Origin of the sequence: Nitrososphaera sp. (assembly GCF_036397675.1) — an archaeon.
Classification (GTDB): Archaea; Thermoproteota; Nitrososphaeria; order Nitrososphaerales; family Nitrososphaeraceae; genus Nitrososphaera.
Map to the genome: position 1 here is coordinate 1 of NZ_DASWIL010000037.1, position 20,691 is coordinate 20,691.

Below are 20,691 nucleotides of genomic sequence, written 5' to 3' on the forward strand. Positions count from 1 at the left end.
ATCGGCTAGGAGGTCGTACGCGCTATCGGGATTCTTCTTTAGCTGCTCGACGTATGTGTCAAAAGGCTTCTCGTAAGTCTTGAAAATGAAATATAGAAAGCGCGCAATCTTGCTCTTGTATGTCTGGGCCGAGATCTCGGACGCGGTCGCGGTGTTTTCTACATACTTTTTAAGGAGCTTTGAGGCTTCGATGTATGAGATGCCGTCCTTACCAAATTCAGCTAATTGGTGCCCAACGAACGTATTTTGCAACTCACGAGTAAATGAGCGTCCTAGTATATGTGTCTACGGGTTAGTATATGCTGTAATAAAGTCCTTTTACGGGTGACACTATGAAGTATCCTCTCAGAAACCTAGTCTACGAAAAGGTACGCCAGGCAGGCACCATGACAGACGCAGACCTGATGAGCGCGCTGTCAAAAGACGGCGTGACGCTTGCAGATGCCGAGTTCAACAAGGTCCTGCTCGACCTGGAGATCTACGGGCTCATCAGGGTGTCGTGGGTCACCAAGGAAAAGCGCAGGGTGGAACTCGTTGCCCAGTCCTAGAACCTGAAATAGTAGAGTGCGTCAAGCGCAAGCGCGACAAAAATGACGACGAGGTACGGCGCCGTGACTTTGTAGGCCTTCCACGCGAACTCGGGAGTCGGGTTCTTGGTCAACTTGTAGTGGTAAGCGAGCATGAGCGAGCCTGACACCGCTGCGACTACTGTGTAAAGAAGGCCCAGGCCGAAAAAGTACAGAGCAACGGAATAGGGCAAAAGTATCGCAGTATTGACAAGGATGTAGCTTGCAGTCCTCTGGTTGCCTATCATTACCGGGAGCATGGGCACCCGGACGCTTGCATACTCTTCGCGTGCGCGAATGGCCAAGCACCAGAAATGTGGCGGCGTCCACATGAACACCAGCAAGCCGACCAAAAAGCCCAGCAGGTCCATCGAGCCGGTCGCAGTGGCCCAGCCCGCCATCGATGCGGCCGAGCCTGCAAACCCGCCTATGACGATGTTTGACGCGTTGCTGCGTTTCAGCCACGCCGTGTAGATTATCACATAAAAGAATATGCCCAGCGCTATCATGCCCGTTGCAACAGGGTTGAGCGTAAACCACGCAATTGCGATCGAGATTGCGCTCACGGCAATACCGTAGGCAAGGACGCTCTTTGCAGAGAGCCTGCCGGCGGGTATGGGCCTCTTGGCGGTCCTCTCCATCACCTTGTCAATGTCCCTGTCGTAATAGTGATTGAGCGCGCTTGCGCCCATCGAGGCTAGCGCCCCTGATAGCGTCAGAAAGCCCAGGTGCCACCAGTTGATGTCCCAGGCAATGTCAGGCGTCGCGTCAAAGCGCGTGGCGGCAAGGTAGGACGCGACCGCAGTGATTACGAGTACTACAACTATCCTTGGCTTTGAAACTTCGATAAAGTCACGTGCGGTCACAGATGGTGCCTCGTGGGTGTTCTGCTCTTGCTTGCATTTAATTTATTCGGAGTCAATAAACGAAATGCTTCAGGTTTGACACCTGCAGCCTGTAAAATTTCAGTATCTTGCGTTTCAGGATGGTATGCTCTGCATCTGAAAGCCCGCAGCCGCATTTCTTCCTGTCTATGCCGTGGCGCTCGGCCATAGCGCACACGCCAGCGATCCTATCCCTTGCATTTTCAAAGTCGTATTCCACTCTGTGGGTGCGCTCTATCATGTCAAGCAGGTTGACTGCGACAAGCCAGGCGTCCCATACTGTGTCGCCGTCATCGACGTCAAACATGTCTGCAATTGACAAGGTGGTTGTGGTTCCTGAATTTCAACATTAAGAAGGGTTGTCAATTATTTTAGAGGTCTAGAAAAGATTAATTATGCCAAAATTGCCCCAATAACCGGAGCATGACTGACTGGGATCTGCTGACCCCCGGCATCGGACTCACGACCATCGGAATAGTCGGCGTCGGCGTTTCGCTTTCGGGCATTGCCAAGACCTTCATTGACGGCATGCATGCGGTCTCGCTTCTGACCATGTTCATCGGCATGATATTTCTGGCTTCCGGCCTCTTCAAAGACGGCTTTCCGTCGTCGGGCAGGGCCAAGTCGGGCACCTTCATCACGCTTGGCTTTTTGGTGACCTTTGGCGTCGCTGCCGCTGTTACGGTGAGCGCCCAGGTCCCGAGCATCTTTGCCTACATCGGCCTCATGGCCATAATCGGCATCCCGGGCGCGATGCTCGCCTTCATTTCCTACAGAAAGCCCGAGTACCTCAAGGCGATGGCAATCATATTCATAGGCGGCTCTATTGTCGCCGGAACGACGTTCTATGCGTTCGGACTGGTGGCCCCCAAGCCTCCGGCCGAAGAGGAAGAACCTACTCCCGTCGAGACTCCACAGCCTCCGGCAAACATTGTAAAAGTCACTATCCTTGCAGGCGCCTCGTCGCAGGACAACCCTGACTACGATCCCGATCCCGTGGTAGCTGCGCAGGGTGAAGGCGTCGAGTGGACAAACGAGGACAACGTGCCGCACACGGTGACAAGCAAGGCGGATGACGGTGCCACCTTTGATTCGGGCGTAATAGCCGCTGGCAAGGCGTGGTTGCTTGACACTTCGGACATTGCCCTTGGTGATTACGAATATTACTGCTATCTGCACCCCTTCATGACCGCGATGCTCCAGGTGGCTGAAGCAGGCGAGTCGACGGGCGAGGAGTCCAGCGCACCTGCCTCTGAAACAAACACTCCTTCTAATGCAACAGACCAAGCACCTGGCGGAGCAGCGACGCCTGCGACCGTGACTGCTGTCTCGATAGCAGTTGGATCTTCTGCGCCGACAAACGGTGAATTCTTCGTCCCCGACGTTGTCGTGACTACCGTAGGGAGCATGGTGACTTGGACCAACAACGACGCCACATTTCACACCGTTACCTCGGGCGTGGTCGAGGGCAACACTCCAAAGCCTGACGGCAGATTTGACTCATCGTTCATGAAAAAGGACACCACCTTCCAGTTCCTGTTCGAGTCCCCCGGCGAATATGATTATTATTGCTCACTCCACTTGTACATGACCGGCAAGGTAATCGTCGAATAAATGCAGGGCACACCTTCAAGCGTCATCCTTACGCAGAGCCAGCTTGCAGAGCTTGAAAAACATGCCAAAAAGTGGCTGCCAAACGAGTCGTGCGCCTTTTTGCTCGGCCGGGGAACCGAGCAGGTCACGGTATCAGAAGTCATGGTGGTGGAAAACGCCGAGGCCGACCGCGTCTCGTTCGCGGTGCCTGCCGACGAGCTCTTAAAGGCGTACAAGACCGCAGAAGAAAGACAGCTGCAGGTTACCGGGATATTCCACTCGCACCCTGCAAGACCAGAGCCTTCGTCAACAGACGCAAGGTTCATGGAGATAAACCCCGTAGTGTGGGTCATCTACTCTACCACCGAGAACCAGTTTGCCGCCTGGATCCTTGCAGACAGCATGCGTCAAGTTGAAATCGTGGTGCGCTAGGGCGTCAGCCTGTCGGTGTCCCTGGGATATAGGACCACTTCCCTGACGTTCTGCGCGCCCGTGAGCACCATCATCAGCCTATCAAAGCCAAGGCCCCACCCCGAGTGCGGCGGCATGCCCCATTCAAACGCCTTGAGGTGATCTGCGAACCCGTCAGGGTTGAGTCCCTGCTCTGCAAGCCTCGCACGCAGCTTTGCCGGGTCGTGAAGCCTTCGCCCGCCCGACACGAGCTCCAGGTAGCCGTGCTGCAGGTCAAACGACTTTGAAAGCCGCGGGTCATCGTCCTTTTCGTGTATATAGAACGGCTTTAGCTTGAGCGGCCAGTCGGTGATAAAGTAAAAGCCACTATGGATATCGCCCAGATTGCGGAGCGCCGCGTCAGACAGGTCGTCGCCAAATTGCAGCTTCTCTTCATGCTTGGCAAGCTCGTCAAGGCACTGTTCGTACGTAAGCCTTTCTATCTTTGGCAACCGGGTCTCCTTTACGCCGGCAAGCTCCATGTCCTTCTTGCAGTTATTGTTGAATTCCTTAACGACGCTTCCAACCACCTTTTCCACGAGGTCCATGACGTCTTCGTAGTCAAGAAAAGCCGCTTCGACGTCTATACTCGTAAACTCGGACAGGTGCCTGACGGTATGCGAGTTTTCCGCCCTGAAATACGGGCCTATCTCAAACACCCTGTCAAGCCCAAGCGTCAATTGCTCCTTGTAGAGCTGGGGGCTCTGCGCAAGGTACGCCTTGTGCTTGAAATACTCAAACCTGAACAGGTTTGCGCCCCCCTCGCTTGCACTGCCTATTATCTTGGGCGTGTTTACCTCGATGAAGCCTTCATTGAACAGGATCTCCCGCACCGCTTTGAGCCCTGCAGAGCGCAACCGGAATATGGCAGCGACTTTTGGGTTGCGCAGGTCAAGCGCCCTGGCGTCAAGGCGCTTGTCAAACCCGGACTCGACCCGGCCGGTCGGGTCGATGGGCAGGGGGTGCACCGCGCTCGTCAGTATCGTGAATTCGGTGACTTTGACTTCTACGGAAAAGTCCTTTGCCTTGCTCTTTTGCACCATGCCGGCCATTACGACGGCGCTCTGCCTCTGTGCTTGCACCGCCTTCTGGACGTTGTCGCCCGTAACTATAATCTGGCACGCGCCAGTTGCGTCGCGCACGATGACAAACGCAAGCTTGCCTATGTCGCGCACATCCTCAATCCAACCTGCTATCCTGACCTCCTTGCCTGCCAAGTGCTCGCCAAGTTCGCGCGCATAGTGGGTTCTGTGTATGTCTGCCATCTCTAACGGTTCTCGCTATCTTTGACCGCCCTTGCCATCTTTTGAACCTTTTCTACGGCCGAGCGCAAGATATTATACATACGGCGCGTCTTTGCCCTTGATGCCTCAAGATGACAAGTTAGCCGTGTCCTCGCTTGTGGCCTATTACATCACAGAAAGGGGGCCGGTGAGGGCGGTCGACGGCGTCAACTTTGTGCTCAAAAAGAACGAGTCGCTTGGCATAGTCGGCGAGTCTGCGTGCGGCAAGAGCACACTCGGCTCGGCGCTGATGCGCTCGATGCAAGCGCCGGGCAAAATAGTGGGCGGGAGCGTCATGCTATTGGGCGAGGACGTGATTAAGCTTGCTGACAAGGAATTCGGAAGCAGAGTGCGCTGGAAAAAGATAGCGATGGTCTTCCAGGGCGCCATGAACGCGCTTGACCCCGTATACACAGTTTCAAGCCAGCTCAAAGAGGTGCTCAAAGAGCACGGCTACCAGGGCGACTTTGATAACAAAGTGGCCGAGTCAATGAGCCAGGTGGAACTCGACCAGTCGGTGGGTGCAAGGTACCCGCACGAGCTTTCCGGCGGCATGAAGCAGCGCGTGGTGATTGCGATGGCGCTCTTGCTCGAGCCGGAGCTTCTCATCGCCGACGAGCCGACCACTGCGCTTGACGTGCTGGTGCAAGCACAGATAATCGCACTCCTCAAAAAGCTGCACGAGGAAAAGAACCTGACAGTCATCCTCATAACGCACGACCTTGCGCTCGTCTCGCAGATTGCCCAAAAGATAGCGATAATGTACGCCGGCCAGCTTGTGGAAATCGGATCAGCCGAAGAGGTCTACAACGCCCCCAAGCACCCGTACACGCAGGCGCTCATAGCTGCAGTCCCGCGGTTGCGTTCACCTGAAAAGAGCATCCCATTTATCCCCGGCAGCCCGCCGTCGCTTCTTGACCCGCCCAAAGGGTGCAGGTTTTACGCCCGGTGTCCACATGCGATGGAAGTGTGCAAGAGTGACCCGCCAGAGTTTCCGACAAAGACAGGCTACGTCAGGTGCTTCCTGTACGACCCAACCTTAAAAAAGACGGCAAGCTGACAACCACGCTGCCCGTTGTCAATACTCAATTACTTTCCATTCGAGCAGATGCGCGACAAGCAGCGCGCCGTGCTCTTGGAGATCGAGTCGGCGACAAAATCCGGCTACAAGAACATCTTCATTGAAGCGCCCACCGGCTTTGGCAAGACGCCGGTTGCGATAGCGTTTGCGCGCTACCTTGGCAGCTCTCATATCTGCACCGCGACCAAGGACCTGCAGGCTCAGTACCGGCGCGATTTTCCCTTCGTGTTTGAAGTGAAAGGTAGGAGCAACTTTCCCTGCGTCGTCAAAGAGGACATGGGGCTTGACGAAAGCTGCGACTACGGGCCCTGCGTCCAGGACGAGGACTATGACTGCGCCTTCAAGACGCGGCTTATGGACTACGACGTTGTCAGGCAGGGGACGGTCCAAGAGCTTGTCAGGATAAACCCTCTTGCGGAAAAAGGATACGTTGACAACCTGAAAAAACAGTCCAAGCTGGGAGAGCTTTCGTGGAGGCCGTGCCACTACTTCCACCAAAAGTGGATGGGCGCAAAGGCAAGCCACACGGTCTACAACTACCGCTACTTCCTCTCCGACATCTTTTACACCGGCACGACGCAAAAGCGCAAGCTCTTGGTGCTTGACGAGGCGCACCAGCTAGAATCCGAGGTGGGCGATTTCCGCTCGTTCACGGTCAACAGAAACGCGCTGCGCTTCCTTCAAAGAGTGCAGATGCCTGAAAGGGCCGTCGAGGATGTGGACACCTGGATGGACTTTCTTTCAAACCTGCAGGACAAGCTGCTCATGTTCATCGAGCAGGCAACGGACGCAATAGAGCGCGGAAGGGTCGCAGAGCCGTATACGGAGCGCAACCTTATCGACGCGATATCCCGTGAAAAGAACCTCTCGGCAGTCCTGTACGACATGCGGGGAAACAAAAAGAATTGGATAGTTTCAAGCACCCAGTGCGACGGGGAAAACAAGATTTCACGGGCAACGCTCACGCCGCTTGAGACCGCGGGCTACTTTGGCGAGATACTTGACAAGGGGGTGATTGCGTTTTTCATGAGCGCTACTATCCTAAGCAAGGACCACTTATGCAAGGTGGCCGGGATAAAGCCTGACGCCGCCAAGTTCATTCAGGTGCGCGACTCTGACTTTCCGGTCAAAAACAGGCCGATAAGGCTGATGAACGTGGCGTGGCTTTCCGCCAAGACCATGCAGGAAAGCCTGCCCAAGATATCAAAGGCAGTCGACAACATCATGTCGACACACAAGAGCGAAAAGGGGATCATACATACAACATCGTATGTGCAGCTGCAGTTTATCCGCGACAACCTGAGCAGGGAAAACGCCGCGCGGCTGATAGAGACCGGCTCGTCGCTTGACAGGGAAGAAGTGATAGCGAAGCACGCAGCAAGCAAGAAACCCACGGTGCTCATATCGCCCTCGCTCCACCTTGGAGTCGACCTGAAGGACGACCTTTCGCGCTTTCAAGTCATAGTCAAGGTGCCGTATCCGGACTTGACAGACCGCAAGGTTGCAGCGATGAAAGCACGCGACCCACGCTGGTACACATGGTATACAGTCCTGCGCCTCGCCCAGTCGTACGGCAGAAGCGTGCGGAGCGCCGACGACTTTGCCACCACATACGTACTTGATTCGAGCATCGACTACCTCCTGAGAAGCGCCCAAGACATGGTTCCCAAGTGGTTTTCAGAAGCAATTAGAGCCTAGAACGTTTTTATGTTCAAAAGGGCGAAAAATAGCGATTTGTCCGGCGACACGACAGTCCCCAATGGTGCAAGCCCACCTGCCATATTCGGGGTGCACCCGAGCATAGCAGTCACACTTGCCCTCATCACCCCGATAATATTCACGATGGTGGCCTATCCGGACACATTCAGCCTTTCATGGAACGAGGGCAGGGGCGGCTTTATCTTTGCGATGGCGTTCATCGCAGCAGAGCTCATCGGCGTCAATCGGCCTGTCAGCAAGGCCAAGTTTGCAGTCGTGCTCGGACTCGCGGTTGCGACTATAGTCTATTTCGTGGCACTGCCCTTTGGCCTGCGCCAGTCCATCGAAGACGCTGCGCCGGCATACAACGTGGAGCTTGCACTTTCCTGGGTGTGGATGTGGGACTTTATCGTCATGGCACTGTTTGTCGGCTCGTCACTCACAGTCCTCTTTGGCCGGCGCTGGTACAAGATTGCACCTGCCGGCGCCATTTACCTAGTCGGAAGTGCCGTGATACTTTCCCTTGACGCCTTTTTCCCGTACGACACTCTGGGACCGCTCCAGTTCATAGTCCCGATATACCTGCAAATAGACCAAGCAGTAATCAACTTTATCGACAGCACAATTACCAACGTCGGGCCGTTGAATCCCGACAACCCTGTGCCACCTGCATCGGCGCGGGGCAACCTGCTTGTATTGAACGGCCTTAAGGGACCCTTTGCGCTGCAGGTGTTCTGGCCCTCTGCCGGCGTCCACAGCATGATAATCTACACGCTGGTCATGCTGGCGTTCCTGCTAAAGATGGAAATCCCGTTGAAAAGAAAGCTGATCTACTTTGCCATAGGCACCTTTGGCACCGTGGCCATCAACGTCGTGCGCATAATCGCTCTTTCGCTCTACGCGCTGGTCGTCACCACCAAAGTGAGCGAGTGGGAGGCCTTCCATTCGGTTGCAGGCGAGATAATGTTCTTGCCTTGGCTTGCCATCTACCTTGGAATAGTTATGTACGCCGAGAGTAAGAGGATGCAGCGGATGAAACGGGCCAGTGCTAGCGCTGCATAAAGTCAAAAAGCGTGTTCTGCCCCCCACTGTCTTGAAAATCTGACACCCTGATTCCAAGCCTCCTGATTTTCATGCCGCCGGTCACCGCCTCGTCAAGAATTGCCCTTGCAGTCGAGTGCAGGACATCAAGGCCTCCAGCGTGGGCCTTGAGCGTCCTCGATCTTGTTATGGTTTCCAAATTATTTAGGATGAGAATGATGCCGACGCTCTTGAACGCAAGGCTCTTCTTACCTGTGCTTTCGTGAACTGACCTGCATATCTCCTCTAGGTCGCCGTACATTTCAGAGGCCACCGTCGCGTCCTGCTTGAGAGTCACTATACGCATTATCTGCTTGTGCTCGCCTTCCGACCCTTCCACCGGCTCGTCGTCGACGCCCTTTGCCGCGTTGTGCATGTAGGTAGCAATCTTTTTGCCAAATTCGTCTACAAGCCTGTAAAGATCGAACGCTGCAAGATCGCCGGCGGTCTTTAAGCCTAGCTTTGCAAGCCGGTCGCGGGTCTTGGGCCCAATGCCAGGTATCTTGTCGACGTCAAGCGCGGCGACAAACTTTTCCGCATCTTCAGGCCTAACTGCCGTGAGGCCGTTGGGTTTTCTGAAATCAGATGCAACCTTGGCAAGCATCTTGTTTGGCGCGACGCCGACAGAGCACGAAATCTGTGTGTGTGTCCTCACCTCGTCCTTTATCCTGTGCGCAAGGCTTTCTGCTGCCGCAAAGTCGCCCCCGGTCCTTACCGACACGTCCGCAAAGCACTCGTCTATCCCGACGTGCTCAAAGAGGTCGACATTATTTCTGATTACTGACATTCCTTTTTCGGACACTTGCTTGTAATATTCTGTATCAAGCGGCAAAAACAGCGCGTCTTTTGCGTCGGCGAGCCTTGACTTGGCCAGCCTTATTGGGATGCCCGATTTTACGCCGTATTTCCTTGCGACGTAGTTCGCCGTGCTCACGACGCCTGAGTCTTCGGTCCTGCCAGAGAAAACGCATACGACTACAGGTCGGTTTTTTATCTCTGGGGTTCTCAGCTCTTCGCACTGGGCAAAAAAGTAGTCAAAGTCGACATGCAAGACGGTCCTTGCCAACGCTGCTTGTTGCCCTCTCTGGTATAATTCGATTACTTGATGTCAAGCACGGACAAGCCGGGCATCTCGTCGCCAGCGAGGTAGCGCAGGCTTGCCCCGCCACCGGTAGAAACATGGCTCACCTCGTTTTCTGCTACGCCGGACTTTTTCAAGGCCGCAAGCGTGTCGCCCCCTCCGACAAGCGTCTTGGCGCCCCGCCAATATGCAAGTGCTAGGCTTTTCGCAATGTTGATGGTGCCGTTTGCAAACGCACGCAATTCGAACATTCCCATTGGGCCATTCCAGAATATCATGCCAGCTCCGTTGCTCCTGCTCACCTCCTCGGAAAAGTGCTCTATGGTCTCGCTTCCGATGTCAAAGCCCGCCATGCCGTCTGGTATGTCGCCTTTTACCATCATAATTGAGGTGTCCGCCGGCGACTGGGCCGTCACATGATCTGTGGGAAGCATTATCTTGTCGGCGTATTTGGCAAGCGCCTTTTCTGCCCAGGGCAGGCGCTCGTGATCGATGAGCGACTTGCCCGTCTTGACCCCTTTTGCCATCAGGAAAGTGTACGCTACGGCTCCACCGACTATAACCTTGTCCGCCTTTGGCAGCAGGTTTTCGAGCGCGCCTATCTTGTCCTTTATCTTGACGCCGCCCACGATCACCTTGAACGGCTTGGGAGGTTTCTCCCTCATCATCGAGAGGTATTCGACTTCCTTGTTGAGGTTAAAGCCAGCAAGCCTCATGTCAAACAGCCTCGCCGCGCCAAAAGTGGACGCGTGCTTTCTGTGCGACGTGCTGAACGCGTCGTTGACGTAGATGTCGGCCTGCCTTGCGAGCTTCTTGCAGAACTCTCCGTCGTTTGCCTCCTCTTCCTTGTAAAAGCGCAGGTTTTCAAGAAGCAGTATGTCGCCCCTGCCCATCTGGGATATTTCTGATTCTACCGCCGGCCCGACACAGTCGCTTGCAAACCTCACCCTTATGCCTGCCCCTCCGGCTATGTCCTGCAGCCTGCGCGCCACCGGCGCCAATGTGTAGTCGGGGTCGCGACCGTCGGGCCTACCTAGGTGCGAGGCAAGAATCACTTTTGCGCCCCTCCTGCTCAGGTACTCGATTGTCGGGATTGCCATGCGTATGCGGTAGTCCTCGCCCACCGAGCCGTTGCTCACGCTCACGTTAAAGTCGACCCTGACAAGGACGCGTTTGCCTTCAAGACTCTTGTCGTCGACGTCCATAATCGTTCTTGGGGCCAACAGCACCTGTAAAATTACAGGGATTAATTTATCTTGTGAAATTCCTCTAAACACTTAATAGAATAGTGGGGGCGAGAGCTGGGCGTGAGTAGTTTCGTACCACGAAGGGTTCTTGGCAAGTTCATGCACGTTACAGACCAGCCGCTAAATAGGGCAGGCAGGAAATCACTTGTCTATTTCATGGGCGCTGGATTTTGTCCGTTCTGCGCTGCAGAGCGTTGGGCCATTGTGAAGGCATTGGCGCGCTTTGGCACGTGGGAGGGTCTTGTCGAGGACAAGAGCGCCGGCCGCGACGAGAAATACCTGAACGTTCCCACCTTCAGCCTTGCGCGTGCGAATTATTCTAGTGCGCATGTAGAGTTTGCCGGAAAGGAGACTGCAGACCGAAACTTTGAGCCCCTGCAGGAGCTTGACGATTCAGACTATGAAATCCTTGACATGTACAACCCTGACCAGATGATACCTTTCCTCTTAGTTGACGGGCAGTACATGCAGGTGGGCGCAGGCTTTTCGCCCGAGCTGATACTGAACATGTCGCATGAGCAGGTCAGGGCGGAACTTGACAAGCTCGATTCTGCGATAGGCAAGGCAATCCGGGCAGAAATCGACAACATCACCGCGCTTGTCTGCAAGAGCATCGCAGGAAAAGGCGACGCCTGCGGCTCCGAATCAGTCAAAGCACTGGTTGGAAAACTGTAGGGCTAGTCCTCTACCTTTGCAACTTGCGGTCTGAGGGTGGTCACCTTGGTAATCGTCGGGCACCCAAGCTTGCTTGCCGCGACCTTGAATCCTTCCTTCGCGAGGTTGAGGTTTGTCGCAGTGACGTGCGCCTCAAAGATCGGCTGACCCGGCCTTACCCTGGCTGCGAGGCCTGTCGCCTTGCCAAAGGCCCTGCGCATGCCTTCCTGGAGACGGTCGGCTCCTGCGGTCGCAATCATCTTGTTCTCCCTGAGGATCACGTGTGGGTAGACCCGAAGCATCGAGAAAAAGCTCATCTCGCCTGCGGTTGACATCCTTTTGTTTGCCGCAAGCCTTGCAGCCTCCAGCGCGTTGTGCCTTATCTGCAGTTTTTCGGTGACAATGAGCTCCAGCTTGTAGTCGTAATTGTCGGCTGCCTGGCCGGACGAGAATCTTGCTATCTTTAACTGGGGCTTGCCGGCGATGTATTCCTTCCTCACATACGGCATGCCACGCGTCTCGCGATAATTAACTCCCTTCATATTGATACACTAGATTGAATGCTTAAATGTGGAATTCTGCTGTGATTTAATCGTTATGTCAGTCCCGCCTGCTGCTGAAAAGCAAGTTGAGGTGCAGGCAGTAGAATCGCGAATTTCCGGCGGCAGAATACTGGTCGATGACACGCGCGTGCAAGACGAGCTACGCTCATGGGGCTACGGAGATAAAGAGGGAAGCGAGTACGTGCTAAAACCATACGAGGCACTGTACCTGATGCAAGCAAAGCGCCTTACGGTGAAGGGAAAAGAGATGAGGTTTGACTCGCTTTTTGAGCTCTTGCTAAAGCACGACAGGAACATCATGACGCGGTTCCTCGTCTACCGTGACCTCAAAAGCCGCGGCTACGTCGCAAAGGAGGGCTTCGGATTTGGCGACGACTTTCGGGTCTACGAAAGAGGCGAGTACGAGAAAAAGCCGGCGAGGTACGTCGTGTTCGGGGTGAGCGAGGGAGCGAAAATGACTGCCAAGAGCTTTGCACGCGCAGTCGAGCAGATAGAAAAGATGGGCAAGGACGCGGTCGTCGCGGTCATCGAGCGCAGGGGCGAGGTGATATACTACAAGGCATCCAGGATGCGCTTTGCGCAGAACAAGCACGACACGTCAATCTTGGGCAAGTGATAGATGTGCCAGAAGATACGCGGTTCAAAGAAGTTTATTGCGCCAACTGCAAGATAGTGCTTGCGCGCTACTCGATAAAGTATTTCAACGACGCGGACATCACAGAGCTTGTCAGGATACACTACTCGTTGCACATAAAGGAAGGTCACGTCGTCGAGACCCGGCTTTCCGTGTAAACGATTTATAGCCCCAAAAGTGCTTACGACTTCATGCAAGGCACACTCTGCGAGAGGGGCATCGAACTTGACAAGAACATCCGCTTCGCCGGCATCGTAGACGCGCGTGGCGAAGTCGTCGAAGGCGGCTTCCAGCAGGGCACGCAGCCGCTCAAACGGCACCGCGGAGCAGCAGATGTACCTTCAGTCGCTCTCCAACGTCCTGACGCTCCGGCAGTTCTCTGGCATGCTGGGCGAGTTCCGCTATAGCATAACCGACCACGGCAAAGTGAACCTGATGACGTTCCCGCTGGGCGCCGGCATCCTGTGCCTCTCAACAAGTTCGAAGGCAAACACGGTTAAAATATGAGACAAGGTGCTCGCGCTCTTAAAACAGAACAAAAAGTCCAAGAAGAAGGTTTAATAGTGAAACTTCCAAAAGGTTAAATGCATGAGAGCCACCTCCGAGTTAAGGTTGGCAAAGCGTTTTTGCGAGCACTGCTTTTACCGTGGTGATGAATCAGAGTTCCTCGCGGCTGCGGACTTTTGCATCGAGTGCATGGGCGTTCACGCGCACTGTCCCAAGTGCAAGCAGAGCTTCCACAGCGTGCACGTCGTCGAATGATTTTTTATCCCTTCCTGCCATACAAGCACAGGCTGCAGGGTGATGACGAAGTGTACAGTCCCCCTATTATCTGCCTGCGTAGGCGGAAAAAATGAAGAGAATTTGCCGGACTGCCGAGCCTTGCGGCTTTAACGTTTTTAATCACCGGCAGGTAATGCTGTCTTTGTGCCGGACACCAACTATGACAGGTTCTGCGAGGAACTTGCCGGCGTCGACGAGGCCGTAATGGCAGCCTTCGTGTTTTCGAAGGGGATACGGGGCTCGCATGTAAAGTTGAACGTGCCGGTGCTAAAGGACGAGGATGCGGAGAGGCTTTCAGAGCAGACCGCCACCGTGATGGACTTAGTGAAGAGCAATGAGCGGCTGTTCGGGCGGATGTGCTTTGTCCTCGTGCATCACGAAGCGGTGGATGGCATGTTCTTTCCCGTTGACGGCTCGACAACCGTGCTTATCGGGCTCGTAAAGCCCTATAACCAAGACAAGATAGAGCAGGCTGTAAGGGCCAAGATAAAATCGGGCCTGGCGGGAAGGACCGTAGATTCAATCTAGCCTCGGTCGACATAGATTTGAAGCTAGCTTGAAAACTCAGCCATTTCTAAACCAAAACGTGCAATATTTAGATACTAAGGCAATCATCCGGGATTGTGCCAAGCTTCTGGAATTGGGCGTGAGCGAGCAGCTTGTGAGTGAACTACCTCCTACTAAGGCAGGAGACCTCCTCAAGGACATTATGTATCTGACGATCAGGTACAAAGACAGCGCCTGGCGCACGTGTATCTACTGCAGAGTTTTCTCAGCTCCCCCAGCTCAAAATGCCGATACTGCGCGAGTAAGAAAAGTGCTCCGGCCGGGATTTGAACCCGGGATCTCCGCCTTGAGAGGGCGAAATGCTTAACCGGACTACACCACCGGAGCCCGGAACCTGTGAAATCCGTTCTTCATAAAAATGTAACTTTACAGGCGAAAAGGAAAGAATCTTGTGCGCAAATTTTCCGGTACCTTTGCAAAAGGCGGACTTCTTTGAGAGGTTCTGAATGCCTACTAAAGGCGTGCTTGTGGAAGTCTTTGACTTCTCGCCAAAGGAGCCCTACCAGCTCTTTCTGGGCAAACTGTTTGAAAAACTTGGCTAGCGCGTGTCACTTTTGAGGGAATAGGGGGCCCAGATGGGGCGCTCTGTAGTGGAGCAGTCCAAGAAAATCACGTATGTGCCGGGCGAGGAAGCCAAGAAGGCCGCAAGAACCGCGCTCCTGGTTCAGCCGGAAGACATGCAGTGCAAAAAATGCCAGTCGTACAATCCCGAAGGCTCGGCGTTTTGCAATGCAGCAAGTGCGGCCCGGAAACCCCGAAGACTCCAAGTTCTGCAACCAGTGGAGGCAAGCGTTCTGACAATACTTTTAACGCCTTTTTGTATACCGTTATCTGTCGATGGGCATCCCTGAAAAGATCAAGGCCATTCAGGACGAGATCCACAAGACCCAGATAAACAAGGCGACCGAGTTCCACGTTGGGCTCCTGAAGGCCAAGATAGCAAAGCTAAAACGCGAGCAGGATGAGAACATCCACGGCAGGACGGTCCACACAGGCGGGGAGAACGCCGGTTTTGACGTCAGAAAGGCAGGGGACGCCACAGTCGTTTTGATCGGTCTTCCAAGCGTCGGCAAGTCGACGCTCCTGAACCGTTTGACAAACGCAAAATCCCGTGTAGCCTCATACCAGTTTACCACGCTAACTGCAGTGCCCGGCATGCTGGATTACAGGGGGGCCAAGATACAGGTCCTCGACCTGCCCGGGATCATTGAAGGCGCGGCGTCAGGGAAGGGCTTTGGCCGGCGCGTCATTTCAGTTTCAAGGGGTGCAGACCTAGTGCTTCTCATCCTTGACGTGTTCCAACCAAACCACGTTGGCATATTGAAAAAGGAACTGGCAGAAGCGGGAATAAAGCTGGACGAGCGGCCCCCGGACGTCGTCATTGAAAAAACCTCCACTGGCGGGCTGTCGGTCAACGCTCAGGTTCCACTGAAGATGTCAGAGAAGGCGGTCAAAGAGATCGCGCGCGTCTACGGCATACACAACGGCCGGATCATTATCCGAGAGCCGAATCTGACTGACGACCAGTTTATCGATGTGCTTTCTGAAAACCGCGTCTACCTGCCGTCATTGATCGTGCTCAACAAGATAGATCTTGTCAACCAAGGATTCATCAATGAGATCCAGTCGCAGATAGGTAACAAGTTCTTACCCATATCAGCCGACGCAAACGTCAACATCGACGCGCTGAGAGAAGCTATATACAACAGGCTCGATTTTATCCGCATTTACATGCGCCCCAAAGGCGGCCAGACTGACTACAAAGAGCCCATGATAATGCAAAGGGACTCCAAAGTGCAGGATGTCTGCAACAAGATTCACCGCAACATGGCGCGCAACATCAAGTACGCGCTGGTGTGGGGCAAAAGCGCCAAGTTCGACGCGCAGAAGGTTGGCCTCGATCATGTACTTGCAGATGAAGATGTATTGACAATAGTCAAGAACCCCGGCGCCCTCTAGGGCTCGGCTATGATTTTGCCGCGCATCTGCGGGTGATACTGGCAGAAGTACTCGTACGTGCCGGGCTTGTAAGCGACTATGGCCGAGTTGAAGTGCTGCTCTGCCTTTAGCGGCGCGGTCTCGAAATTCAGTATACCTCCTGTCTTGTCGTTTATCTGCAGGTCATGTATGACCACATCCTTGTTTACGACGACGAGTTTGACTGGCTGATTGACCTTGACGTGTATGTCCGGGTTTGTGCCGTTAAATGTGCTCCTCTGGGCCAGCAGCAGTATGCCATCGACTTGCGAGACGTCTGCCTTCTCGGTCTCCTGTGTCAGGTTGCCAAAGGCCCACAGCGAGCCCACCGTGACAAAGGATATCGCTACTACTGCGATGATGTTGTTCCTGGCATACACCACGCCTGCTTTGTCAAATACACCTAAATGCTTTTGGTAGAATTGGAAACAAAAAGACACCTAACTGCATTCGTCAGAACGCAGTGGTTTAGTTGTTGTCGGATGCCGGAGCCTCAGCAGTTGCTGCGCCGTTTACGACCTCGGCAGTCGCAAACCTAGGTCCCATCTGTGTGACGCGGATCTTTGCATTCTGACCTATCTTTCCGTCCTTCACAAAGATGACAAAACCCTGTATCCTTGCGATTCCGTCGCCTTTGCGGCTGATTTCCGTGATTTGTACATCGTACTCCTTTCCCATTTCCACGGGCTTGGGACCGAAGTTATCTCTTCTTCCGTAACTCATACGTAAGAAAAGCCAAGTAAATTCCCAATATAAACTATGGAAAAACGCTACGAACCAATTCTCATGCCGCCGTCACAGACTGACCGGAGGCATTCTATCGCCGACAGGACTGCAAGGTAGCTGGTCTTGGGGTTGCCGGGGCTCGGCACGTTGTTGACGGTGAACTGGAATTTTCCAAAACTTCCAGTCGCCGTTATTTCGTGCTGGTTCGTGGTGGACGCGGGGTCTGCGACTATCCTCACCATCGTCTTGTCAAAGCCGATGCCGGCAAGGCTCAGGACCGCCGCAACGTTGACGTTTGCCGGGAATTTTTTCACCGCGTCGGCCGCCGGCCCATCGTAGATTAGCGTTTTTTCTTTTATCTCCTCTAGCTTGATGCTGCTTGTCTCAAAGAACGGCGCGCCCGTGAGCGCCTTTGGCGCCTTTGTAGTCGTGAGCGTGACTGCTTCAAGCAGGTGCCTTACCGCCCTGATGGCGTCGATTCCCGCGATTGCGCCCGTCGGCACGTAGATTCTTCCCTTTAACGCCTGGAGCGATGCAAGAAGCTCCCTGTCGGCAAGCGCGCCCACCGACATTATCAAGAGGTCGCGCCCTGCGCCAAGCACGGGGCCTGCAAATTTTCTCGCCGCGTCCGGCGACGCCGCTTCCACGGCAATGTCGCACTCTTGCGACATGAAACCCTCAAAATCGTCGTACGCCGTGGGCGCGCTCTGCAGCTTTGAACTCAGCTGTTGGGCGCTCCCCCTTGAGATATCAAAAAGCGAGACGAGGATGGCGTTTTTCACCTGTCCTGCGTCGACTGCGGAAGCAAGCTGGCCGCCTATGGTGCCGCAGCCAATGATGCCTACCCTCTTTGCCATGCGCTAAAAGGTTGGGCGGCGGGGAATTTTACCCTTACCTTCTGCCACCGCGGCGCTCTGGCTTTTTCTGTCCCGGAAGCCTCTTTTTCTCAAAGCGCTTGACAAAGTTGTCCTTGTTGCGCATCCTTGCAATCTTGCTGGAGCGTGGCTTGGCCTGTATCTTGGGCGTCTGGCCCCTGACCTTGCCTGCCTTTGTAAGTGATCCGTGAGTTGGCATTTATCCTCTAGCACAGCTCCGGTGCGATTGCTTATAATTGTATTGCGCGCGCCGTGCGGTAAATGAGGCAAGTATTGCCTAGATCTTTGAAATGACGGACACACATATCCTGAATTGTACTACTTTAAATGTAGAGAATATGGATTGTATGTTGCATATAGACAGCCATGACAATGCTTGCGATGGATTTCAAGGAACAGGTCCTGCGGCTGAAAAAGGAGAAAAACGCAGTCGTTTTAGCGCACAACTACCAGCTGCCGGAAGTGCAAGATGTTGCTGACTTTATCGGCGACTCGCTTGCGCTCTCTAGGAACGCCGCGACCACAAAGGCTGACACCATCGTGTTCTGTGGCGTCCACTTTATGGCCGAGACCGCGTCCATAATCTGCCCGGAAAAAAGAGTGCTCATACCCGACCTTGAGGCTGGATGCTCTCTTGCGTCGACCATAAATGCAGACGAGCTCGCCGCGTGGAAGGCCGAGCACCCGGATGCCGTCGTTGTCAGTTACGTCAACACTACCGCCGATGTCAAGGCGCTTTCCGACTATTGCTGCACGTCGTCAAACGCCGTGAAGGTGGTAAACAGCATCCCTTCGGACAGGAAGGTGCTCTTTTTGCCCGATATGTTCCTTGGCGCTTATGTTGCTGAAGTGACAAAGCGCAAGAACATGTACATTTGGCCCGGCGAGTGCCACGTACACGCAGGGATAAAGGCGGAGGACATCAACAAGATGCTTGCGACTCTAAAGAACGCCGACTTTTTGGTCCACCCGGAATGCAGCTGCACCTCATCTACGATGTACCACATGGCAAAAGGAGACCTTACCAAGACTGGTCATGTATTATCGACGGAAGGCATGATGAAGCACGCCCGCACGTCTCACGCAAAGCAGTTTGTCGTCGCCACTGAAACCGGCATCCTCTACAGGATGAAGAAGGAAAACCCAGACAAGGAATTCATACCGGTCAAGGACGATGCAGTCTGCAGGTACATGAAAAAGATAACGCTGGAAAAGGTCTACAACTCGCTTGCAAACAATGTCTTTGAAGTCCGTGTGCCGCAAAAAACTTCCGATAGGGCGCGGCTTGCAATAGGCAGGATGCTTGCCATTTCCTAGAGTTTCTTTGGCAGCGGCGCCGTAACGGACCTATTGTTGCTGTACCTTGCAATGATGTCCTCTGGCACTTGGCCGGCAAACAGATCCTTTGAAAGGCCGCGCAAGTACTTCATGATGGCCCACGTCCCTGCCTTTATGAGCACGGCCATGAACACCTTCATCATTGGCCCGTAGGACTTGTTCCTGATGATTATAGGAATGATGTCGTCGATTACGCGCAGGTTGTGCTCCCAGCACTTCCAGAACAACGTGAACTGCGCCTCGTTGAGGTTGCCAAAGTGCATCGAGTTCTTCTCGGAAAAGTCCTGATACAACAATGGGGCGACAAGCCCGCGCATGTTTGTCTGCTTAAAGTCCTCGATTAAATCGATGGTGTACTGCGTTTCATCTGGAGTCTCGTCGGGCCAGCCTATAATGAGAGTGAGCGCCGGGAACCAGTTGTTCTGGTTGAGAATCTTGCAGCCCTCCCTGACGACTGCTCCCCATTCGTCGGGCTGGAACGGCTTGGTTTTGACGCCCAGGTGCTTCTTGACCATGCGCGGCGCGACGGTCTCGATGCCGAGGTTAGTCGCAAGCCACCTGCCTCCTGCGACGTTCATCTCGTTGATATCTGACATCTTCTTTATCAGGTCCGGAGACGAGGCTACCGCGGAAAGCGTCATGTGGGTCGTGCCGACAAAGCGCGCTCCCGTAGATTTCAACCCTGACCAGAGCTCAGTGATGGTGTCGGCGTTGGGGATAAAGTCCTTGTTGTCGCAACCGTAAAGCAGCATCTCGTCGGACTGCAGCCAGATCGAGTCAAAGCCATAGTCGAGGTTTAATTGCGCCTCCTTTCGCAGGCGCTCAAGCGAAAAGTCCTTCTTGGTCCTCTTGTTCACGTCGCAAAAGTCACAGCCACGGCCGCATCCGCGCATGGCCTCTACCAGCGAATTGACGGTCGGTCCCTGCATCATGGGGACGTTGTCTATGTTCCTGACAAACGTGTGCAGGAGCTCAGGAGCGTCGCCTGCCTCAAGGTCGTGGAACAGGTCCAGTGCCAATTCGTCGGCCTCGCCGATGACGACCGTGTCTATGCCGTGAATCTTCATCCTGTCCGGCTTGGCAAGCTCCCACGAGCCGTTGCCGCCTACTACGACCTTGAAATTGTATTTCTTTCTCAGCTGGATAATGGAAGCGCACATCTTCTTGAACTTCATGGCGACGTACGACAACTTCTCCGGCGACATCGTAGTCGTGACAGGCGCCATGCCAAGCGGGTCCATCACGTTAATGCCCACCACTTTGGTGTCAGGGCCGATGGACTTTTCGAGCATCTCAGGGTGGGCAAGGAAAATGTCTTCGCGCCTGTACTCCTTTAGTAGCGCGCCCTCTATTCTTCGTAGGCCGCACTGCGCCACCTCGACTCCTCCCGTTGCCGGGTCGGTCTTGACCGACGGGCAGAACAACTTGTCAAAGACAAATTCTGGAACAAGTTCGTACGGGCCGCAGGCGATAAATCCGTAAAGGAAATTGCCCCTGTAGTTTGTCATCAGGGAGCGGTCTGCAGTCAGAACTATCCTTTTGCCACCGGAAGTTACCATTGCGTGTGTACCGTATTCGTTTTCGCTTGGCTATAAATAAACCTATTACTCC

26 protein-coding genes and 1 tRNA gene are annotated in these 20,691 nt (G+C 54.2%); 14 read left to right on the top strand and 13 right to left on the bottom strand.

The window, feature by feature from the left end; genetic code table 11:
- Positions 1-252 (bottom strand): hypothetical protein (locus VGA14_RS08240; protein WP_331003278.1); only part of this gene is annotated, 252 nt, incomplete at its 3' end.
- 80 nt (positions 253-332) lie between these two features.
- Here VGA14_RS08240 and VGA14_RS08245 point away from each other — a divergent pair.
- Complete coding sequence (locus tag VGA14_RS08245; protein ID WP_331003279.1) at positions 333-548, top strand: hypothetical protein; 216 nt, start codon at positions 333-335, stop codon at positions 546-548.
- On the opposite strand, the gene VGA14_RS08250 is transcribed toward VGA14_RS08245, so the two are convergent.
- Positions 545-1,474, bottom strand: a complete 930-nt coding sequence (locus VGA14_RS08250) for a heme o synthase (RefSeq protein ID WP_331003359.1) — start codon at positions 1,472-1,474, stop codon at positions 545-547. The two genes, VGA14_RS08245 and VGA14_RS08250, sit on opposite strands and share 4 nt — an antisense overlap.
- Before the next feature lie 10 nt (positions 1,475-1,484).
- The gene (locus VGA14_RS08255) at positions 1,485-1,772 is read right to left on the bottom strand and encodes a hypothetical protein (RefSeq protein WP_331003280.1); all 288 of its coding nucleotides are present in this window, start codon (positions 1,770-1,772) and stop codon (positions 1,485-1,487) included.
- Between the two features lie 101 nt (positions 1,773-1,873).
- Here VGA14_RS08255 and VGA14_RS08260 point away from each other — a divergent pair, with 101 nt between their 5' ends.
- Positions 1,874-3,064, top strand: coding sequence for a cupredoxin domain-containing protein (locus tag VGA14_RS08260; RefSeq protein WP_331003281.1), 1,191 nt, complete (start codon positions 1,874-1,876; stop codon positions 3,062-3,064).
- Positions 3,065-3,475 carry a M67 family metallopeptidase gene (locus VGA14_RS08265; RefSeq protein ID WP_331003282.1) on the top strand — a complete coding sequence of 137 codons (411 nt, stop codon included), beginning with the start codon at positions 3,065-3,067 and terminating at the stop codon, positions 3,473-3,475.
- Here VGA14_RS08265 and aspS read toward each other — a convergent pair.
- The gene (aspS, locus tag VGA14_RS08270; RefSeq protein ID WP_331003283.1) at positions 3,472-4,758 is read right to left on the bottom strand and encodes an aspartate--tRNA(Asn) ligase; all 1,287 of its coding nucleotides are present in this window, start codon (positions 4,756-4,758) and stop codon (positions 3,472-3,474) included. The genes VGA14_RS08265 and aspS overlap by 4 nt on opposite strands.
- A gap of 100 nt (positions 4,759-4,858) precedes the next feature.
- Between aspS and VGA14_RS08275 the strand changes: the two genes are divergently transcribed.
- The 3 genes from VGA14_RS08275 to artG are packed head-to-tail and all read left to right on the top strand — an operon-like array spanning position 4,859 to position 8,617.
- Positions 4,859-5,836, top strand: a complete 978-nt coding sequence (locus VGA14_RS08275) for an ABC transporter ATP-binding protein (protein WP_331003284.1) — start codon at positions 4,859-4,861, stop codon at positions 5,834-5,836.
- A 15-nt stretch (positions 5,837-5,851) separates the two neighbouring features.
- On the top strand, positions 5,852-7,555 hold the full coding sequence (locus tag VGA14_RS08280; protein WP_331003285.1) for an ATP-dependent DNA helicase: 1,704 nt from the start codon (positions 5,852-5,854) through the stop codon (positions 7,553-7,555).
- A 36-nt stretch (positions 7,556-7,591) separates the two neighbouring features.
- Positions 7,592-8,617 (top strand): thaumarchaeosortase, encoded by a 1,026-nt coding sequence (artG, locus tag VGA14_RS08285; RefSeq protein WP_331003286.1) that lies wholly within the window; start codon positions 7,592-7,594, stop codon positions 8,615-8,617.
- Here artG and dinB read toward each other — a convergent pair.
- Entirely contained in the window at positions 8,604-9,701 is a 1,098-nt protein-coding gene (dinB, locus tag VGA14_RS08290; protein ID WP_331003287.1) for a DNA polymerase IV, read from the bottom strand. The genes artG and dinB overlap by 14 nt on opposite strands.
- 32 nt (positions 9,702-9,733) lie before the next feature.
- Positions 9,734-10,939 (bottom strand): phosphoglycerate kinase, encoded by a 1,206-nt coding sequence (locus tag VGA14_RS08295; protein ID WP_331003288.1) that lies wholly within the window; start codon positions 10,937-10,939, stop codon positions 9,734-9,736.
- Positions 10,940-11,023: 84 nt separating this feature from the next.
- On the opposite strand from VGA14_RS08295, the gene VGA14_RS08300 reads away from it, so the two are divergent.
- Positions 11,024-11,638, top strand: a complete 615-nt coding sequence (locus VGA14_RS08300) for a DUF929 family protein (RefSeq protein ID WP_331003289.1) — start codon at positions 11,024-11,026, stop codon at positions 11,636-11,638.
- 2 nt (positions 11,639-11,640) lie between these two features.
- Here VGA14_RS08300 and VGA14_RS08305 read toward each other — a convergent pair whose 3' ends face one another.
- Positions 11,641-12,159 carry a 50S ribosomal protein L16 gene (locus VGA14_RS08305; protein WP_331003290.1) on the bottom strand — a complete coding sequence of 173 codons (519 nt, stop codon included), beginning with the start codon at positions 12,157-12,159 and terminating at the stop codon, positions 11,641-11,643.
- Positions 12,160-12,214: 55 nt separating this feature from the next.
- Between VGA14_RS08305 and endA the strand changes: the two genes are divergently transcribed.
- The 5 genes from endA (at position 12,215) to VGA14_RS08330 (ending at position 14,125) form a co-directional block, all read left to right on the top strand.
- Positions 12,215-12,796, top strand: a complete 582-nt coding sequence (gene endA, locus VGA14_RS08310; protein WP_331003291.1) for a tRNA-intron lyase — start codon at positions 12,215-12,217, stop codon at positions 12,794-12,796.
- Between the two features lie 5 nt (positions 12,797-12,801).
- Complete coding sequence (locus VGA14_RS08315; RefSeq protein ID WP_331003292.1) at positions 12,802-12,972, top strand: hypothetical protein; 171 nt, start codon at positions 12,802-12,804, stop codon at positions 12,970-12,972.
- Between the two features lie 106 nt (positions 12,973-13,078).
- Entirely contained in the window at positions 13,079-13,321 is a 243-nt protein-coding gene (locus VGA14_RS08320; RefSeq protein ID WP_331003293.1) for a hypothetical protein, read from the top strand.
- A gap of 105 nt (positions 13,322-13,426) precedes the next feature.
- The gene (locus VGA14_RS08325) at positions 13,427-13,576 is read left to right on the top strand and encodes a hypothetical protein (RefSeq protein WP_331003294.1); all 150 of its coding nucleotides are present in this window, start codon (positions 13,427-13,429) and stop codon (positions 13,574-13,576) included.
- A gap of 165 nt (positions 13,577-13,741) precedes the next feature.
- Positions 13,742-14,125, top strand: coding sequence for a hypothetical protein (locus VGA14_RS08330; RefSeq protein WP_331003295.1), 384 nt, complete (start codon positions 13,742-13,744; stop codon positions 14,123-14,125).
- A 290-nt stretch (positions 14,126-14,415) separates the two neighbouring features.
- Here VGA14_RS08330 and VGA14_RS08335 read toward each other — a convergent pair.
- Positions 14,416-14,491: transfer RNA gene (locus VGA14_RS08335), tRNA-Glu, on the bottom strand.
- Between the two features lie 510 nt (positions 14,492-15,001).
- Between VGA14_RS08335 and VGA14_RS08340 the strand changes: the two genes are divergently transcribed.
- On the top strand, positions 15,002-16,123 hold the full coding sequence (locus VGA14_RS08340) for a GTP-binding protein (protein ID WP_331003296.1): 1,122 nt from the start codon (positions 15,002-15,004) through the stop codon (positions 16,121-16,123).
- On the opposite strand, the gene VGA14_RS08345 is transcribed toward VGA14_RS08340, so the two are convergent.
- From VGA14_RS08345 to VGA14_RS08360, 4 genes are all read right to left on the bottom strand, one after another.
- The gene (locus VGA14_RS08345; RefSeq protein ID WP_331003297.1) at positions 16,120-16,524 is read right to left on the bottom strand and encodes a cupredoxin domain-containing protein; all 405 of its coding nucleotides are present in this window, start codon (positions 16,522-16,524) and stop codon (positions 16,120-16,122) included. The genes VGA14_RS08340 and VGA14_RS08345 overlap by 4 nt on opposite strands.
- 85 nt (positions 16,525-16,609) lie before the next feature.
- Positions 16,610-16,864, bottom strand: coding sequence for a TRAM domain-containing protein (locus VGA14_RS08350; RefSeq protein WP_331003298.1), 255 nt, complete (start codon positions 16,862-16,864; stop codon positions 16,610-16,612).
- Positions 16,865-16,911: 47 nt separating this feature from the next.
- On the bottom strand, positions 16,912-17,724 hold the full coding sequence (nadX, locus tag VGA14_RS08355) for an aspartate dehydrogenase (RefSeq protein ID WP_331003299.1): 813 nt from the start codon (positions 17,722-17,724) through the stop codon (positions 16,912-16,914).
- A 34-nt stretch (positions 17,725-17,758) separates the two neighbouring features.
- Entirely contained in the window at positions 17,759-17,941 is a 183-nt protein-coding gene (locus VGA14_RS08360; RefSeq protein ID WP_075053754.1) for a 30S ribosomal protein S30e, read from the bottom strand.
- A 167-nt stretch (positions 17,942-18,108) separates the two neighbouring features.
- Here VGA14_RS08360 and nadA point away from each other — a divergent pair, with 167 nt between their 5' ends.
- A complete protein-coding gene (gene nadA / locus VGA14_RS08365; RefSeq protein WP_331003300.1) occupies positions 18,109-19,059 on the top strand; it encodes a quinolinate synthase NadA in 951 nt (316 codons plus the stop codon).
- Here the strand turns inward: nadA and VGA14_RS08370 are convergent.
- The gene (locus tag VGA14_RS08370) at positions 19,056-20,588 is read right to left on the bottom strand and encodes a radical SAM protein (RefSeq protein WP_331003301.1); all 1,533 of its coding nucleotides are present in this window, start codon (positions 20,586-20,588) and stop codon (positions 19,056-19,058) included. The two genes, nadA and VGA14_RS08370, sit on opposite strands and share 4 nt — an antisense overlap.
- Positions 20,589-20,691 lie beyond the last annotated feature (103 nt).